This window comes from Staphylococcus sp. HMSC14D10 (assembly GCF_001808125.1).
Lineage (GTDB): Bacteria > Bacillota > Bacilli > Staphylococcales > Staphylococcaceae > Staphylococcus > Staphylococcus haemolyticus.
Genome location: NZ_KV792273.1, coordinates 1 through 2,474, shown reverse-complemented (window position 1 = coordinate 2,474; position 2,474 = coordinate 1). Strand labels below are relative to the sequence as shown.

General features: G+C 31.4%; 1 protein-coding gene. It reads left to right on the top strand.

What is annotated here, in order from left to right:
• Window positions 1-750 precede the first annotated feature (750 nt).
• The gene (putP, locus tag HMPREF3134_RS11280; RefSeq protein ID WP_053036242.1) at window positions 751-2,289 is read left to right on the top strand and encodes a sodium/proline symporter PutP; all 1,539 of its coding nucleotides are present in this window, start codon (window positions 751-753) and stop codon (window positions 2,287-2,289) included.
• Window positions 2,290-2,474: the final 185 nt, after the last annotated feature.

The following is a 2,474-nucleotide window of genomic DNA, read 5'->3' as shown; positions in this document are numbered from 1 at the left end:
TTTGGACTCATCAGTCCGATTTGACGTAGAGCCTAATAATCTAGACGAAGTGCTCCTCAGCACTTCGTCTTTGTTTTTGCCTCAAACACTCTACTTTCAAATCTAATATCTGTGTACTGTCCTTTCGTCATTCAATAACACCCATCTAACGAACCTTTTCAACATACTAACAAGTCACAACTCAATGTGAATCTTATATTGTATGACGAAAGAACATCCCAAAATAAATATGAACAAGATAGCAATGGGATTGGATAACTTCAAGTGACAGAAGGATTACGCAAGCGTAATCCCGAAATCCCATTATTATTTATAAATAATATAAACAGAAAAGTAAATCGTACTGACATTTACAAATCCAAATCATATATGAATATATAGCTATATTTCCTGAGAAATGAGTGGGATTCCGGGATTTCCTTGTCATACCAACGTTTATCACGGGTTTTTATATGGAATTTTCTCTTATTCTCACCGGAATTCGTAATAAATGACAAATCAAATATATCGATTTATATGTTACTCAAATATAATAAGTTTATTTTTATTATTATGATATACAAAATTAATGAATATTATATACTAGCAATTAATATTAAAACTATTTTTATCGCTATAAATACACAGAAATTATAGTTAAAAAGGTTTAATAAATATAAAAAAGATAGAATTACCCTTTAAATAACTTTTATTTTTTGTATAATTATTGTATGTAACTAAAATAATTACATAATAAAGGGGTTATTAATTATGTTTATTCTTGCTACATCATTGTCAAGTCAAGTAAATCCTGATTGGCGAACTTATGTTATGCTTGCAGCTTATTTCTTTATTTTACTTATTATTGGGTACTATGGTTATAAACAAGCAACTGGGAATTTGAGTGAATATATGCTTGGAGGGAGAAATATAGGGCCTTACGTCACAGCATTATCAGCCGGCGCTTCTGATATGAGTGGTTGGATGATTATGGGATTACCTGGAGAAGTTTACACTACAGGTTTATCAGCAGCATGGTTAGCTATTGGATTAACTATCGGAGCTTATGTTAACTACATACTTGTAGCACCAAGACTTCGTGTGTACACTGAAAAAGCGAATGATTCAATCACATTACCTAACTACTTTACACATCGTCTTAATGATAATTCTAATATTATTAAAATTATCTCTGGCAGTATTATTGTCGTATTCTTTACACTATATACTCACTCAGGTATGGTTTCAGGTGGTAAATTATTTAATACTGCTTTTGGTCTAGATTATCATACTGGTCTTATTCTAGTTTCGGTGATTGTTATTGCTTATACATTCTTTGGAGGTTATTTAGCTGTATCATTAACTGACTTCTTTCAAGGTGTAGTTATGCTAATTGCTATGATTATGGTGCCAATTGTCGCAATGATGCAATTAGGTGGCGTTGATGCATTTTCTCAAGCAGCAGATTTAAAACCAACTAATCTAGATTTATTTAAAGGTACCACTATTGTAGGCATTATTTCTTTCTTTGCTTGGGGGTTAGGTTACTTTGGTCAACCGCATATTATAGTGCGATTCATGTCAATCAAATCGGTTAGTCAATTAAAAACTGCCAGAAGATTTGGTATTAGTTGGATGGCTATTAGTTTAATTGGTGCTGTATGCGTAGGATTGATAGGTATTGCTTTTGTTCAAGATAGAGGAGTTAAATTAAATGATCCAGAAACACTTTTTATTTTAATGGGCCAAATTTTATTCCATCCATTGGTTGGTGGTTTCCTTCTTGCAGCAATTTTAGCAGCTATTATGAGCACAATCTCCTCACAACTACTTGTTACTTCTAGTTCACTTACTGAGGATTTCTATAAATTAATTAGAGGCGAAGAAGCTGCAAAAAAACATAAAAAAGAGTTTTTATTAGTAGGTCGATTATCTGTTCTTATTATAGCAATTATATCTATTATAATCGCATGGACTCCGAATGATACTATACTTAATCTTGTTGGTAATGCATGGGCTGGATTTGGTGCTGCATTTGGTCCACTGGTATTACTATCTCTCTATTGGAAGGGATTAAGTCGTACAGGAGCTATTTCTGGTATGATATCAGGATCAGTTGTCGTCATTATTTGGATTGTTTTTGTGAAACCATTGGGAGAATATAATGACTTCTTTAATTTATATGAAATTATTCCTGGATTTTTAACAAGTTTGATTGTGACTTATATCGTAAGTCTTATAACCAAAAAACCGAGCAGAGATGTTGAAAATGAATTAGAAGAAGTTAAAAAACTTGTAAAAGAAAAATAACACTTAAAGAGGTAGAACAAGAAATCTTAGTTCTATCTCTTATTTTTTTATTTACAAATTTCATTTTATTGAAGTATATAGTCTTTATCAATTTCAATAACACTTATCTAATGAAACAGTCATTGTCGTAATTTTTTCATAACTACACGATGCTTATATTGAAATTGCTAAAGAACATCCCACAA